Raw genomic sequence first — 14,747 nt, forward strand, 5'->3', positions numbered from 1 at the left:
GGGCCGTAGATCTCCACGACGCGACCCCGGGGGAAACCCCCGACTCCGAGCGCGACGTCGAGGGAGAGCGCGCCGGACGGGATCACCTGGATCGGCGGCCGGGTGTCGTCCCCGAGTCGCATGACCGAACCCTTGCCGTACGCCTTGTCGATCTGCGCGAGCGCCAACTCCAGCGCCTGCTCGCGATTCTGGGCCGCGCCCGGCTTGCCCGTGTGCGTCCTGGCCTTGGCTGCCATGATGATCTCCGTTCGTGCTTCGACCCCCGGGTGTCGGTGGGTCTGTGTGGTCTGCTCACTGGCGGACGTTACGGGCCGGGTACGACACGAAGCGTCGTACGAGGCCCGGCGACCGCCCCCTGTGGAGGGATGACTCCCTGTGGATCGGTACCCCCGTCCACGCGTGATCCCAGTGTAGCCGAACGCCTGTTCGAGATCCGCAGGCGCGCCCCGGCGTGTCCTCACCGGAGCGCGTCGGGGACCTCGAACTCCGCACAGAGTGCCAACCACACCTGCTTGACCGGTTCCCCGGCATCGATGGCCTCGCTCGCCGTTCGCCCGCCGAAGGTCGCGAGGTGGTGGGACCGTACGAGGTGGTCCGCCCGGAGATCACCGAACGCCTCCGCGGTCCTGGCCCGGAACTCCGTCAACGTCATCCGACCCGTCCTCCTCCGCGGACGACGACGGGCCGCCGGCCTGAACGCCGGCGGCCCGTGGTCGACAGAGTCACTGCTGCTCGGTCTGCGCCTGCTGCTGGGGCGGGGTGGCCTGCTGGGGCTGCCCCTGGGACAGCTCGCCGGCGGCGCCGGCAGCCTGCCCGAGCTGACCGCCCTCGGCCTTCATCGACGCCCTGATCTGCTCGAGCCGGCTGTGGCCGGCCATCTGCGTGGAGGCCTGCTCGACCTCGAGCATCCGCCCCTGCACCGAGTTCTGGGCGAGCTCGGCCGAGCCGAGCGCGTTGGCGTAGCGGCGTTCGATCTTGTCGCGGACCTGGTCCAGGTTCGGGGTGCTACCGCCCGCGGACAGCTCGGACATGGACTGCAGGGACGCGCTGACCTGCTCCTGCATCTTGGCCTGCTCCAGCTGGCTGAGCAGCTTCGTCCGTTCCGCCACCTTCTGCTGGAGGACCATCGCGTTCTGCTCGACGGCCTTCTTCGCCTGCGCGGCGGCCTGGAGGGACTGGTCGTGGAGTCCCTTGAGGTCCTCGACGTTCTGCTCCGCGGTGACGAGCTGCGCGGCAAATGCCTCCGCGGCGTTCTCGTAGTCCGTCGCCTTCTGCGCGTCGCCGTTGAGCCGGGCCTGCTCGGACATCTGCAGTGCCTGACGGATCGACCCCTGGAGCTTCTCGATGTCCGCGAGCTGCCTGTTGAGCTTCATCTCCAGCTGCCGCTGGTTGCCGATGACGGCGGCGGCCTGCTGGGAGAGCTGCTGATGCTGGCGTTGGGCGTCGGCGATGGCCTGCTGGATCTGGACCTTCGGGTCGGCCTTCTCGTCGATCTTCGAATCGAACAACGCCATGAGGTAGCGCCATGCCTTGGTGAACGGATTGGCCATCGCTGCGTAGTGTCCTTCTGCCGATTCGGACGACGGGTCGATACCACGGTACCGAACAACGCCCTCGTGGGACCACCGGGCGGTTCCGGCGGCTGCGGGGGAACTCAGGCGGCGAGGACCGGTTCCGCGACGGTCCCGGGCGGGGAGACCTCCAGGGCGGCGCGGATGAGGATCTCACCGAGCGACACCTCGAGGGCCCCGGAGATGGAGGCGAGCAACTCGCTCGAGGCCTCCTTGCGTCCGCGCTCGATCTCCGAGAGGTACCCGGGACTCACGCGGGCGGCGTCGGCCACGTCCCGCAACGTCCGACCGGATTCGCCCCGCAGGCGACGGAGCACCGTGCCGAGGGTCTCGCGTAGGAGTGGGGGCCCGCTCCGGTGGTCCGGTCGGGGCAGCGTGGTCATCTGGATGTTCGGCATCACGGGGTACAACGCCTCATGTCCCCGATTCGTTCCCGGCACCGTCGGCAACCCGGACCAGCAGTTCCAACGCGGCGGCGCAGGCCCCTCGACGGATGGCGCCGCGGTCCCCGTCCAGGGACAGCTCGACAGACCACGGTTCGACGCCCGGCGTGCACACCCCGAGGTGGACCGTCCCCACCGCCCGCCCCTCCTGACCATCCGGTCCGGCCACGCCGGTCAGCCCCACCCCGACGTCGGCACCACATCGACGGGCCGCGCCGGCCGCGAGCGCCCGTGCCGTCTCGCCGGAGACCGCCCCGTGCCGCGCCAGCATCTCCTCGGGCACCCCGGCGAGCTCGTGCTTGAGATCGGTGGCGTAGACCACGAGGCCGCCTCGCAGCACCAGGCTCGCCCCGGGAACCTCCGCCACCGTGGCGGAGAGCAGCCCCGCGGTGAGGGATTCCGCCGTCGCCAGCGTCCACCCACGCGCCCGGAGCGCGGACACGGCCGCCACGGCCCTCGTGTCGGGGGGAGGCGAGGGGGACATCGCGGGTTCCCGGCGCCTCAGAGGCCGGACCGGGCGGCCTGCCGGGCCTTGACCAGGTAGTCGATACCCGTGTAGACGGTCAGGACGAGCGCCACCCCGATCACCGCCCACTCGATCGGCCACACCCAGTGCGGGAGCGGGAGGATGAGCATCCCCAGCCCGACCGTCTGGGTGACCGTCTTGAGCTTCCCGCCCCTGCTCGCGGCCACCACGTGGTCGACGCCGAAGAGGCGCCACAGGGTGATCCCGACCTCGCGGACGAGGATCACGATCGTCACCCACCAGAACAGCTCGCCCACCAGGGACAACGAGATCATCGCCGCGGCCATGAGCGCCTTGTCGGCGATCGGGTCGGCGATCTTGCCGAAATCGGTGACCAAGCCCAGTCTCCGGGCGAGGTACCCGTCCACGTAGTCGGTCCCCATCGCCACGAGGAACACCAGGAACGCGCCGACGCGCCACCACGCGTCCTGCGCATCGGCCACGAAGAACAGGACGAGGAAGACCGGCACGAGCACGATCCGCACCACCGTGAGGACGTTCGCGATGTTGAGGACGGGGACCTCGGTGCCGGAGCGGCCGTCTTCGGTCGTGGGAGAAGTCACCCCCTCACCTTAGCGAGACGGACGGGAATACCCTTGACCGCACAGCCCACCCGCCGATCCCAGGGAGTATCGATCCATGCCGCTCTTCGCCGTGACCTACCGCTACGACGCCTCGCAGAGCGAGGACCGCGAGGCGAACAAGCCCGCCCACCGCGAATGGCTGTCCGCGCAGGTCGAGGCGGGCACGATCCGCTCGGTCGGACCGTTCGTCGACGGATCCGGTGCGCTACTGGTCGTGGACGCCCCCGGCCCGGAGGAGGCGAGGGCCCTGATCGCCGGTGACCCGCACTGCGTGCGCGGGATGGTCTCCGAGACCACCGTCCGGGAGTGGATGCCCGTGTTCGGCGTGCTCGCCTGACCCACGGCCCCGGCCGGTGCGACCGCCGCCGTGGGTCAGCCCACGGGCGCCCCGGCCGGGCTCTCGCTCCGGTCCTCCACGTCCCCCGGATCCTGCTCCGGCGCCGTCCCGCCCTTGATCATCCAGATCACGGAGGCGAGCTCCTCCGGCTTGACCAGGACGTCGCGGGCCTTGGATCCCTCGGAGGGTCCCACGATGTCCCGCGACTCCATCAGGTCCATGAGGCGACCGGCCTTGGCGAACCCGACCCGGAGCTTGCGCTGGAGCATCGAGGTGGACCCGAATTGGCTCGAGACCACGAGCTCCACGGCGGCGAGCAGGTCGTCGAGGTCGTCGCCGATGTCGCCGTCGACGTCTTTCCTGGACTCCTCCTTCGCCGCGGTGACGGTGTCGTCGTAGTCCGGCTCCGCCTGGTTCTTGGCGTAGTCCACGACCGCGTGGATCTCCTCGTCGGTGATGAACGCGCCCTGCATGCGCACGGGCCGTGACGCGCCCATCGGGATGAAGAGCCCGTCGCCCATGCCGATGAGCTTCTCCGCGCCCGCCTGGTCGAGGATGACCCGCGAGTCGGTGAGCGACGAGGTGGCGAACGCGAGACGGGACGGGACGTTGGTCTTGATGAGGCCGGTGACCACGTCGACGGACGGGCGCTGGGTGGCCAGCACCAGGTGGATTCCGGCGGCGCGGGCCTTCTGGGTGATGCGGACGATCGCGTCCTCGATGTCGCGCGGAGCCGTCATCATGAGGTCCGCCAACTCGTCGACCACGGCCACGATGTACGGGTACGGGCGGTACACGCGCTCGCTGCCCGGAGGCGTCGTGATCACCCCCGACTTCACCCGCTCGTTGAAGTCGGTGATGTGTCGTACCCGCGTGGACTTCATGTCCTGGTAGCGCTGCTCCATCTCCTCCACGAGCCACGCCAGCGCGGCCGCCGCCTTCTTGGGCTGGGTGATGATCGGCGTGATGAGGTGCGGGATGCCCTCGTACGGGGTCAACTCGACCATCTTCGGGTCGACCAGGATCAGCCGGACCTCGTCCGGGGTCGCGCGGGTGAGCAGCGACACGAGCATGGAGTTGACGAAGCTGGACTTGCCCGAGCCGGTCGAGCCCGCGACCAGCAGGTGCGGCATCTTGGACAGGTCGGCGGTGACGAAGTCGCCCTCGATGTCCTTGCCCAGGCCGATGAGCATGGGATTCTGCTTGTTGGCGGTCTTGGGGTCGTTGAGGACGTCCGCCAGACGGACGAGTTCACGGTCGAGGTTGGGGACCTCGATGCCGACCGCCGACTTGCCGGGGATCGGGGCGAGGAGCCGCACGTTGTCGGTGGCCACCGCGTAGGCGATGTTGCGGTGCAGGGCCGTGATCTTCTCGACCTTCACGCCCGGACCGAGCTCGACCTCGTAGCGGGTCACCGTCGGGCCCCGGGTGAACCCGGTGACGGCCGCGTCGATCTTGAACTGCTCGAGGACGCCCTGGATGGCGTCGATCATCTGGTCGTTGGACTCGCTGCGCGCCTTGGGCGGGTCACCCGCGGTGAGCAGGCCCACCGGCGGCAGCGTGTACTCGACCCCGTTGAGCAGTTGCTTCTGCGAATCGAGCACCTCGGCGTCGCCGTCCGCCGCCGTGTGGGGCTGCGGGATGTCGGCCTGCGGCACCGCCGTGTCGACGGCGCGGGCAGCGGCGGCGACCGGGGTGCGGGGCGCGCGCCGGGTCCGCGCGGGGGGCTCGACGGGGACGTCCGGCGACTCGACCGGGGCGGTCGGGGGCTCGACGACGGGCTCGGCACCGGCGTCGGCCGCGGCGGGCATCTCGACGGTCCTGCCCGCGGTGGGGGTCTGCGACCACGCCGCCACGCGGCGACGCGGGCTCCGGCGGGGCGCGGGCTCCTGGGCCACCGGCGACCCGTCCCGGGCCAGCGGGTACGCGGTCGTGGCGTCCGGGTCGTCCCCGTATCCGACGCCCGGGTCGCGGGCGTAGCCGCGGTCCGCGTCACGGTCGGCGTCGGGGTCGTAGTCGTCGTGATCGACGATGTCACCCCTGCCGTCCCACCCGAAGAACCCCCGGACCATGCCCGGGATCTCGCGGGCCGGGCGACCGACCAGCACCAGGACGCCGAACGCCACCAGCAACAGCAGCAACGGCACGGCGACGAACACCGAGAGCCCCGCCTCGAGCGTGCCTCCGACGATCCGGCCGAGCACGCCGGCCCCCGAGCGGACACCCTGGGGATCCGCGGGCGATCCCGACCCCAGGTGCCACAGGCCGAGGACGCCCAGCCCCGTGATGGTCGTGCCGACGAGCCATCGGGAATGGACGTCGGGTCGCGGCTCCCTCGCCATCACGAGAACGCCCCAGCCGCCCACCAGCAACGGGAGGAGCGCACCGGGCGTGCCGACGACGGTGCGGATCCCGGTGTCGATCCACTGACCGACGGGCCCGGCGGCCCCGAACCACACGGCGCCCGCGAACACGATGGCGATGCCGACGAGAATCAGCCCGAGACCGTCTCGGCGATGCGGTGGCGCCACCTTGTCGTCGTCGCCGCCACCCAGGCCCCGGACTCCGTGGCCGACGCCCTTCGCCACGGCCGACCAGCCGCCACGCAGGCCACGACCCACCGCGCCGAACGCGCCGGAGGTGCGCTCGGGGGCCGGGGCGGCCGCGCGGGAGGTACCGCGGGTCCCCGTCCTGGGCGTCGAGACCACCGCGCCGCGACGGGAACCACCCCCACGGGACGACGGCGAGGCGGCCGCGGTCGATCGCTGCGCTCCCGACTTCGATGCCGGACGTCGGCCGCCGGGGGCACGGGGGGAGCGCGTGGTCGAACTGGATGCCATGGGCGTCACTCTATCGCCCCGGACCCCATTGGTAACAGCAGCCACACGGGTGGCGGGGGTTCAGAACCCCCGCGACACGGCCTTCACGGCGTCGATCCCCCGCTGCGCCCCCGAGATGTCCACGTCGACGGCGTCCCGCCCGAACGCCCACAGGAGCAGGTCGACCGGCGCGGCGGTGATGCCGACGACCGGGGCCAGCGCGGCCCCCGTCGACACGGTGCCGGCCCTGGTCGACCGGATCTCCGGCGGGGTCCGCAGCTCGATCCGTGCCGGGACCCGCCGGAGCGAGACCCTGCACAGGGTGGTGGCGATCGACCAGATACGGTCGAGGTCCTCGGCGTCGAAGTCCCGCGGGGTCCACCCCTCCCCCGCCCTGCGGACGTCCTCGTGGTGGACGAGGTACTCCGCGGCGTTGGCGACCCTGTCGACGTAGCGCAGCGGCGAGTACCACGGCGCGCCACCGCCGATCTTCCCGAGGAGTTCGTCCCACGGCCGTTCCGCCTCGCGGAGCCGGAGTTCCTCCATGCGTGAGGCGAGGACCGGCAGGACCACGCCGGCGGCCGCGTCGGGGCGGAACTCGCGCACCACGAGATGCGCGGCGAGGTCCCTCGTGGTCCACCCGTCGCACAGCGTCGGCGCCTCCGGCCCGGCGGCACGCATCGTCTCGACGAGAGCGGTGCGCTCCCTCCGGGCCAGAGTCGAGCGATCGCCGCTCACGCGTCTCAGCCCTCGGCGGGGACGGAGGTGATGACGGTCGGGACGATCATGGGCTTGCGACGCCACTTCTCGGCGACCCACTTGCCGACGGTGCGACGGACGGCCTGCGCGAGTCGGTACGGATCCGTCTCGCCCTCCCCTGCCAGGTCCCACAGGGCGTTCTCGACCAACTCGACGACCGGCGCGAGCGCGCCCGGCTCGTCGGTGAACCCCTTGGCGATGATCTGGGGCTTGCTCACCGGCCGACCGGTGCGGGGATCCACGACGACCGTGGCCACGATGAAGCCGTCCTCGCTCAGGGCGGTGCGGTCCGCCAGGACGGTGTCCCCGATATCGCCGGTGGACAGGCCGTCCACGTACAGGTGCCCGACGGGGATCTGGCCCACCGCGGTCGCCTTGCCGTCGACCAGATCCACGACCACACCGTTCTGCGCCAGGACCACGTTCTCCGCGGGGACGCCGGTCGCCACGGCCAACGCCCTGTTGGCACGCAGGTGACGCCACTCGCCGTGGACCGGCATGGCGTTCTTGGGGCGCACCGCGTTGTAGACGAAGAGCAGCTCGCCCGCGTCGCCGTGGCCGGAGACGTGGATGTTGGCCTCGCGACTGGTCACCACGTTCACGCCCATCTGGGACAGGCTGTTCTGCACGCTGAAGACCGGCTCCTCGTTGCCCGGGACGATCGACGAGGAGAAGAGGACGGTGTCGCCCTCGGAGAGGTTGATCTGGCGGTGTTCACGGCGGGCCATCCGGGAGAGGCCGGCCATGGACTCACCCTGGGTCCCGGTGGTCATCACGACGATCTTCTCGGACGGCAGCTTGGCAGCCGTGTCCATGTCGATGATCACGTTCTTGGGGTCGGTGAGCAGGCCCAGCTCGAGGGCGATCTCCATGTTGCGGATCATCGAGCGACCGGTGAGGGCCACCTTGCGGCCGTTCGCGGCGGCGGCCTCGAGGACGGACTGGACGCGGTAGACGTTGGAGGCGAAGCAGGCCACCACCACGAGCCTGCGGGCGTCGCTGATGAGCCGCTGCAGGGCCGGACCGACCTCGGACTCGGACCGACTGACGCCCGGCGTGGTGGCGTTGGTGGAGTCCAGCAGCAACAGGTCGATGCCCTCGTCGCCGAACCGCGCCATCTTGGCCAGGTCCGTGGGCCGCTTGTCCGTGGGCAGCTGGTCGAGCTTGATGTCGCCCGACATCATCACGGAGTTCCCGCCGGCGCGGACGACCACGCCCAGGCACTCGGGGATCGAGTGGTTGACGTCGAAGTAGCGGACCTCGAACGGTCCGAACGAGTTCACGCTCGACTCGTCGACCTCGTGGAAGACGGGCTTGATCCGGTGCTCGCGGCACTTGGCCGCCACCAGGGCCAGCGTGAACCTGGACCCGACCACCGGGATGTCCGGACGGAGCTTGAGGAGGAACGGGATCGCGCCGATGTGGTCCTCGTGGGCGTGGGTGAGGACCAACGCCTCGACCTTGGCGAGCCGGTCCTCGATGTGCCCGAAGTCCGGGAGGATGAGGTCGACGCCGGGCTCGGTGGCGCTCGGGAAGAGGACACCGCAGTCCACGATGAGCAGCTTCGAGTCGTACTCGAAGGTCATCATGTTGCGGCCGATCTCCGTGATGCCACCCAGCGCGACCAGGCGGAGCGCACCCTTGCGCGGCTTCGGCGGGCTGGGCATGCGGACGGTCATGTCCCCGCCCTGCATGGTCTTGACGCCACCGAACTCCGCCGTCGAGGTGGAGCCGGTCCCGCGTCCCCGACCACGGCCCCCGCGGCCGCCGCCCTGGTTTCCGCCACTCTGACCGCGGTTCTGGCCGCCGCCGCCCTGGTTTCCGCCGCCCTGGCTACCGCCCTGGCCTCCACCGGAGGAGGATCCCCGGCCGCGGCTGCGGGATCCACCCTTCGACGCATCCTGGTTCTGGTCCTGCTGGGCCTTCTCCTGCTGCCCCTTGTCCTGCTGGGCGCGTGACTTCTGGGGCTGCTCCTGGGCCGACCGGTCCCCGCCGCCGCTCGACGCGGGCGGGTCGGCGACGGGCGTGGGCTCGGTGAACTGCACCGCCGTGGCGGGGGCGGGCTCGCCGGAGGGGCGACCTGCCGCACGTCGGGTGCGACCGCGTCCGCGGCTGGTGGTGGGATTGTCCGTCATGTGATGACTCCTGCTCTGTGCAGCAGCGACGCCAGTGCGTCCCGCTGCTCGGTGGTGGGTGGTAACTGCGGGAGTCGCGGCACTCCGGCCGGGATCCCGAGAAGTTCGAGAGCTGCTTTGGACATCGACACGCCGCCGAGCGCCCGTTGGGCGTCGAACAGCGGGAGGAGCCCGAGGTTGATCCGTCGCGCGGTCTCGACGTCTCCGGACAGAAAGGCGTTGCGGAGTTCGACGAGCCGCCCAGCGGCGACGTGGCCGATCACGCTGACGACACCGCTCGCTCCGACGGCGAGCCAAGGAAGGTTGAGCTGGTCGTCTCCCGAGTAGTAGACGAGGTCACAGTGGGACATCACGGTGACGGCGTCGTGGAAATCGCCCTTGGCGTCCTTGACCGCCACGATGTTCGGGTGAGACGAGAGTCCGATGAGCGTGTCCGCCTGGATCGGCACCACGGACCGCGGTGGGATGTCGTAGAGCATCACCGGCCGGTCGGTGGCATCGGCGATCGCCCGGAAATGGGCGTCGAGTCCCGCCTGGGTGGGCTTGGAGTAGTACGGCGTCACCACGAGCATTCCGTGGGCACCGACCGACGCCGCCTGCCGTGCGAGGTGCACGGAATGGGCGGTGTCGTACGTCCCGACCCCGGCGACGATCGTCGCCCTGTCCCCCACCGTCGCCAGGACGGTCTCGAGGACCGCGACCTTCTCCGCATCGGTGGTGGTGGGTGACTCCCCCGTGGTCCCGGACACGACGAGACCGTCGCATCCCGTCTCCACGAGGTGTTCCGCGACACGAGCGACGGCCTTGAGGTCGACGAAACCGTCCGACCCGAAAGGGGTGACCATCGCCGTGAGCACCGTACCGAACGGAGCGGGTCGCCCGGATTCGGCGGAGGCCGTTTGGCCGACGGCCGTCGTCGGGCCCCCAGTGGTCACGTGTGTCATGGTCTCCCAGAGTACCCCCAGGGGATCGGTAGGCCCGATTCCGGCCCGGGGGTCCTCGTCATCCCTCCAGGACGTACGGGCTCACAGCGATCTCGGAACCGTCCTCGAGCGCCGCGATCTCGAAGTCGGAGAACACCGCCGGCGCGGCGTCGCGGAGCTGACGCAGGACGTCGATGGCCAGCCCGCGGATCTCCGTGTCGGCGTGTTCGGTGGCCCGCATCCCGATGAAGTGCCGCCACGACCTGTAGTTGCCCGTCACCACGATCCGCGTCTCCGTGGCGTTGGGCAGGACCGATCGCGCGGCCTGGCGGGCCTGCTTGTGTCGGAGCATGGGATTGGGGACGTCGGCGAACCTGTCCTCGAGCTTGGACAGCATCTCGGCGTAGGCGTCCCGGGACGCGTCGGTGGCCCGCCGGAAGATCTCCACCAGTTCCGGATCATCGGCGATCGCCGGCGGGGGCACGACCTTCGAGTCGTGCTCGGGGACGAAGCGCTGCGAGAGCTGACTGTAGGAGAAGTGCCGGTGACGGATGAGTTCGTGGGTGCACGACCGGGAGATCCCGGTGATGTAGAACGTCACGGTGGCGTGCTCGAACACCGACAGGTGACCCACCTCGAGGATGTGCCTGAGGTACCCGGCGTTGGTCGCGGTGCGCGGGTTGGGCTTGTCCCAGCTCTGGTAGCAGGCCCTCCCGGCGAACTCCGCCAGCGCGGATCCGCCGTCCGCGTCCGTGTCCCACCCGATCTCGTCGGGTGGGGTGAACGCGGTGTGCGCGACCATGCGGACCTGCCGCCGGACGAGCTCGGACATGATGTGTCTCCCTTGATCGCGTGAGGTTCGGCGGTTCAGCCGAGAAGATGTGCGGCGACGGTCGAGGCGACCTCGGACGCGGCGTCCAGGTCCCCCCGATCGGGCTCGCCGGTGAGCCGGACCGCGGGTGCGACCCGGCGCAGTCCCCACCCCGTCGTGATCCGTTCGACGGAGGTGACCGCCCCGGAGGTGTCGTCGTCCCCGTGCACGCAGAGCGCGTACGGGCGACCCGCGACGGCACCCTCGCAGGTGTAGTAGGTGCGGTCGAAGAAGTGCTTCAGGGCCCCGGACATGTAGCCGAAGTTGGCCGGCGTGAGCAGGACGTATCCGTCCGCCCGGAGGACGTGGTCGTCCGTCGTGGCCAGCGCCGGCACCGACTCGACCGCGACGCCCTCGAGGTCGGGGTGCGCGAGCCCGCCCTCGAGCGCCTCCAGGATGCGCCGCAGTCGCGGCGACGGCGCGTGATGGACCACCAGGACGGTGTTCACCGCGGCTCTCCGGTCGGCCGGGTCTCCGCCTCGCGCAGGGTGATGGCCACCCGCATCACTTCGCGGGCCCGGAGGCGGTCGCCCGCGTGGTCGTACGCACGGGCGAGCCGGTAGTTGGTCCGCCAGTCATCCGGGGCGGCCCGGTACTCGGCGCTGACCGCGTCGAACAGCGCGTCCGCGGCGGCGTGGTCGAGACGACCGGACGGGCGCCTGTCGAGCCCGGAGATGTCGAGTTCGATCCCCTCGGCGGACGCCGCCGCGGAGATCCGCTGCAGTTCCACACCGTTCCGCAGGATCGCCCACGTCGCCCACACACCGACGGCGGTGAGCAGGATGATGCCCACCCCGAGTCCCCGCATCGCGAGGTACTCCGAGCGGCTGATCATGGTCCACCCCAGGAAGAACAGGTAGCCGAAGGCCACCACCAACCCGACCGCGGTGAGGGCCATGACCAGGGGTTTGACGACTCTGTCCACGCCGGCTGCCTACAGATCCATGAAGGCGTCGAGCCCCACGGTCAGGCCGGGGGCGCCCGCGATCGAGCGGATCCCCAGGAGGACCCCCGGGGCGAACGAGGTCCTGTCGAGCGAATCGTGGCGGATGGTCAGGGTCTCCCCCTGGGTCCCCAGGAGGACCTCTTGGTGGGCGACCAGACCGGTCAACCGGACCGAGTGGACCCGCACCCCGTCGACCTCGGCACCGCGTGCGCCGTCCAGCTCGGTGGTGGTGGCGTCGGGAGCGGGGCCGAGCCCGGCCTCGGCGCGGGCGGCACCCATCATCTCGGCCGTCCGGTACGCGGTGCCCGAGGGGGCGTCGGCCTTGTTGGGGTGGTGCAGCTCGATGATCTCCGCCGACGGGAAGTACCTCGCCGCCTGGACGGCGAAGCGCATCATGAGGATCGCGCCGATGGCGAAGTTGGGGGCCACCAGCACCCCGGTGCCGGGGCTGGAGGCGAGCCACCGCCGCAGCCGGTCCAGGCGCTCGTCGGTGAAGCCGGTCGTCCCCACCACCGCGTGGATGCCGTGCGAGATGCAGAACTCCAGGTTCTCCATCACCACGTCGGGGTGGGTGAAATCGACGACCACCTCGGCGCCGGAGTCGACGAGCGCCTGCAGGCTGTCCCCCTGGTCCACCTCGGCGACGAGATCCATGTCGTCCGCAGCCCGGACGGCCTCGCAGATCGCCGTTCCCACCTTGCCGCGTGCACCCAGCACCCCGACCTTCGTCACCGTCATCGTCTCCTCCATGGTCGTCAAGCCGGTCACCAGCCTATCCGCCGACGGCGGCGAGCAATCCAGCCGCGCCGCCGTGGTCGTCGGGCATGCCCGGACCGACCGCCGCCAGACACCAGGGCGCGGGCTCGCCGAGCCAGTACGCCGCCACGTGGTCCCGCGACACGGCCCGGAGCCTGCCCAGCGACTCCTCCACGGTCACCACCGTGTCCCGGTCCAGGAGATGGCGGCCGATCCGGGTCATCCGCGACAGCGGGTCGTCCAACCCGAGCCTGATGGATCCGGTGAGATGCCCGACCGCCCGCTCGATCTCGTCGGTCCCGGGAGGGGCGGGGACCATCCCGGCCACCACATCGGCCACCGCCCCGCACAGTGCGTCGAAGCGTCCGACCGGGCTGCCCGCCACGACCGAGACCAGTCCGGTCGACCCGAACTGGTCCAGCGACGAATAGACGGTGTACGCGAGCCCCAGCTCCTCCCGCACACGCTGGAAGAGCCGCGAGCTCAGGCCCCCTCCCAGGACCGCGGTCGCGACCTGCGCGGCGGCGCGGTCGGGATGGTCGCGGGCCGGGGTCCTGCGGGCCAGGGCCAGGAGGACCTGTTCGGCGTCCTCGTCCTCCCCCACCAAGACCGACGACGACGCCCACCCCTGGAGCCCGACCGTCCGGACCGACCCCTCCGGCGCGGGGACCCCGTCGGCGAGGACGGCGGCCAGCGGACCCCCGGCGATGCGCCTGACCAGGTCATCGTGATCGATCCGGCCGGCCGCGGCCACCACCACGTCGCCGGCCCGCAGCACCCTCCGGTGGAAGGCCCGCAGCGTGTCGGCATCCAGTGACCGCACCGACTCCTCGGTTCCGATGATCGGCCGGGCGAGCGGGTCACCCCCGAGCACGGCACCGGTGACGAGCTCGCAGGCCAGGTCCTCCGGATCGTCACCGCGGCCGGCGAGTTCGTCGAGCACCACCTCGCGCTCGATCTCCACGTCCTCCGGCTCGCACGATCCGTTCGCGACCACGTCCACCAGGACGTCGACAGCCGTCCCGAGCCCCTCCGCCGGAACGTGGACGTGGTAGCAGGTGTGCTCGCGACCCGTGTAGGCGTTGAGGTCACCGCCCAACAGGTCGATCCGCTCGGACACCTCCCGCCCCGTCGCCGTGGTGGTCCGCTTGAACAGGACGTGCTCGAGGAAGTGGGCGGCACCGTGCTCGTCGGGCGCCTCGTCTGCGGAACCGGCCGCGATCCAGATCCCGACGGCGGCGGTGTGGCACCACGGAAGACTCTCCGTCACCACCCGCAACCCGGGGATCGACCGGTCCACACGGATCGTCGAACTCACGTCGCGAACTCCCTTCGAGCGATACGAGGCACGCACCCCGGGTGCGGGGTGCGTGCCTCGTGGGGTGCCGGGAGCCGTCGCGGCCCCCGGCGGTGGATCAGTTGTCGTCGTTCCCGGCGTCGGCGGCCGGCTCCGCAGCGGCCGACTCGTCGCCGACCGGGATGAGGCTGATCTTGCCGCGGTTGTCGATATCCGCGATCTCGACCTGCATCTTGTCGCCGACGTTGACCACGTCCTCGACCTTGCCGACCCGCTTGCCCTGGCCCAGCTTGGAGATGTGGACCAGGCCGTCACGGCCCGGGAGCAGGGAGAGGAACGCGCCGAACGGGGCGGTCTTGACGACGGTGCCGAGGAAGCGCTCGCCGACCTTGGGCAGCTGCGGGTTGGCGATCGCGTTGATCTTGTCGATCGCGGCCTGGGCGGAGTCGCCGTCGGTGGCACCGATGTACACGGTGCCGTCGTCCTCGATCGACACGGAGGCGCCCGTCTCCTCCGTGATCGAGTTGATCATCTTGCCCTTGGGCCCGATCACCTCTCCGATCTTGTCGACCGGCACCTTGATCGCGATGATGCGCGGCGCAAACGGGCTCAGCTCGTCCGGCTCGTCGATCGCCTCGGCCATCACGTCCAGGATGGTCAGCCGGGCCTCGCGGGCCTGGGTCAGCGCCCCGGCCAGGACCTCGGACGGGATCCCGTCGAGCTTGGTGTCCAGCTGGAGGGCGGTGACGAACATGCCCGTGCCGGCGACCTTGAAGTCCA

Annotated in this window: 16 protein-coding genes and 1 pseudogene; 1 reads left to right on the top strand and 16 read right to left on the bottom strand. The window is 70.9% G+C overall.

Annotated features, from left to right (window positions below; genetic code table 11):
- The 6 genes and pseudogenes from B4M60_RS13275 to pgsA form a co-directional block, all read right to left on the bottom strand.
- Window positions 1–236 (bottom strand): annotated as a pseudogene (locus B4M60_RS13275) (DNA recombination/repair protein RecA); the annotation flags it as partial.
- 221 nt (window positions 237–457) lie between these two features.
- Complete coding sequence (locus B4M60_RS13280; RefSeq protein WP_291084874.1) at window positions 458–652, bottom strand: DUF3046 domain-containing protein; 195 nt, start codon at window positions 650–652, stop codon at window positions 458–460.
- Between the two features lie 70 nt (window positions 653–722).
- Window positions 723–1,550 (bottom strand): PspA/IM30 family protein, encoded by an 828-nt coding sequence (locus tag B4M60_RS13285; protein WP_291084876.1) that lies wholly within the window; start codon window positions 1,548–1,550, stop codon window positions 723–725.
- Window positions 1,551–1,654: 104 nt separating this feature from the next.
- Entirely contained in the window at window positions 1,655–1,969 is a 315-nt protein-coding gene (locus B4M60_RS13290; RefSeq protein ID WP_291084879.1) for a helix-turn-helix domain-containing protein, read from the bottom strand.
- Window positions 1,970–1,985: 16 nt separating this feature from the next.
- Complete coding sequence (locus tag B4M60_RS13295) at window positions 1,986–2,498, bottom strand: CinA family protein (RefSeq protein WP_291084883.1); 513 nt, start codon at window positions 2,496–2,498, stop codon at window positions 1,986–1,988.
- A gap of 17 nt (window positions 2,499–2,515) precedes the next feature.
- Window positions 2,516–3,103 (bottom strand): CDP-diacylglycerol--glycerol-3-phosphate 3-phosphatidyltransferase, encoded by a 588-nt coding sequence (gene pgsA / locus B4M60_RS13300; RefSeq protein ID WP_291084886.1) that lies wholly within the window; start codon window positions 3,101–3,103, stop codon window positions 2,516–2,518.
- 76 nt (window positions 3,104–3,179) lie between these two features.
- Between pgsA and B4M60_RS13305 the strand changes: the two genes are divergently transcribed.
- Window positions 3,180–3,461 (top strand): YciI family protein, encoded by a 282-nt coding sequence (locus B4M60_RS13305; RefSeq protein ID WP_291084889.1) that lies wholly within the window; start codon window positions 3,180–3,182, stop codon window positions 3,459–3,461.
- A 35-nt stretch (window positions 3,462–3,496) separates the two neighbouring features.
- Here B4M60_RS13305 and B4M60_RS13310 read toward each other — a convergent pair whose 3' ends face one another.
- From B4M60_RS13310 to B4M60_RS13355, 10 genes are all read right to left on the bottom strand, one after another.
- Entirely contained in the window at window positions 3,497–6,301 is a 2,805-nt protein-coding gene (locus B4M60_RS13310) for an FtsK/SpoIIIE family DNA translocase (RefSeq protein ID WP_291084892.1), read from the bottom strand.
- 60 nt (window positions 6,302–6,361) lie between these two features.
- Window positions 6,362–7,018, bottom strand: a complete 657-nt coding sequence (locus B4M60_RS13315) for a TIGR03085 family metal-binding protein (RefSeq protein WP_291084895.1) — start codon at window positions 7,016–7,018, stop codon at window positions 6,362–6,364.
- 5 nt (window positions 7,019–7,023) lie between these two features.
- Entirely contained in the window at window positions 7,024–9,174 is a 2,151-nt protein-coding gene (locus tag B4M60_RS13320; protein WP_291084898.1) for a ribonuclease J, read from the bottom strand.
- Complete coding sequence (gene dapA / locus B4M60_RS13325; protein ID WP_291084901.1) at window positions 9,171–10,118, bottom strand: 4-hydroxy-tetrahydrodipicolinate synthase; 948 nt, start codon at window positions 10,116–10,118, stop codon at window positions 9,171–9,173. Before dapA ends, B4M60_RS13320 begins: the two co-directional genes overlap by 4 nt.
- 58 nt (window positions 10,119–10,176) lie before the next feature.
- Entirely contained in the window at window positions 10,177–10,929 is a 753-nt protein-coding gene (thyX, locus tag B4M60_RS13330; RefSeq protein ID WP_291084904.1) for an FAD-dependent thymidylate synthase, read from the bottom strand.
- A gap of 35 nt (window positions 10,930–10,964) precedes the next feature.
- Complete coding sequence (locus B4M60_RS13335; RefSeq protein WP_291084907.1) at window positions 10,965–11,417, bottom strand: flavodoxin family protein; 453 nt, start codon at window positions 11,415–11,417, stop codon at window positions 10,965–10,967.
- Window positions 11,414–11,893 carry a hypothetical protein gene (locus B4M60_RS13340; protein WP_291084910.1) on the bottom strand — a complete coding sequence of 160 codons (480 nt, stop codon included), beginning with the start codon at window positions 11,891–11,893 and terminating at the stop codon, window positions 11,414–11,416. The genes B4M60_RS13335 and B4M60_RS13340 overlap by 4 nt, the downstream gene beginning before the upstream one ends.
- Window positions 11,894–11,902: 9 nt before the next feature.
- Window positions 11,903–12,652 (bottom strand): 4-hydroxy-tetrahydrodipicolinate reductase, encoded by a 750-nt coding sequence (gene dapB / locus B4M60_RS13345; protein WP_291084913.1) that lies wholly within the window; start codon window positions 12,650–12,652, stop codon window positions 11,903–11,905.
- Between the two features lie 34 nt (window positions 12,653–12,686).
- Window positions 12,687–13,988: a M16 family metallopeptidase gene (locus tag B4M60_RS13350; RefSeq protein ID WP_291084916.1), complete on the bottom strand. Its 1,302-nt coding sequence runs from the start codon at window positions 13,986–13,988 to the stop codon at window positions 12,687–12,689.
- A 97-nt stretch (window positions 13,989–14,085) separates the two neighbouring features.
- Window positions 14,086–14,747 (bottom strand): S1 RNA-binding domain-containing protein (locus tag B4M60_RS13355; RefSeq protein WP_291084919.1); only part of this gene is annotated, 662 nt, incomplete at its 5' end.

The sequence above is a fragment of the Dietzia sp. UBA5065 genome, from assembly GCA_002415925.1.
Classification (GTDB): domain Bacteria; phylum Actinomycetota; class Actinomycetes; order Mycobacteriales; family Mycobacteriaceae; genus Dietzia.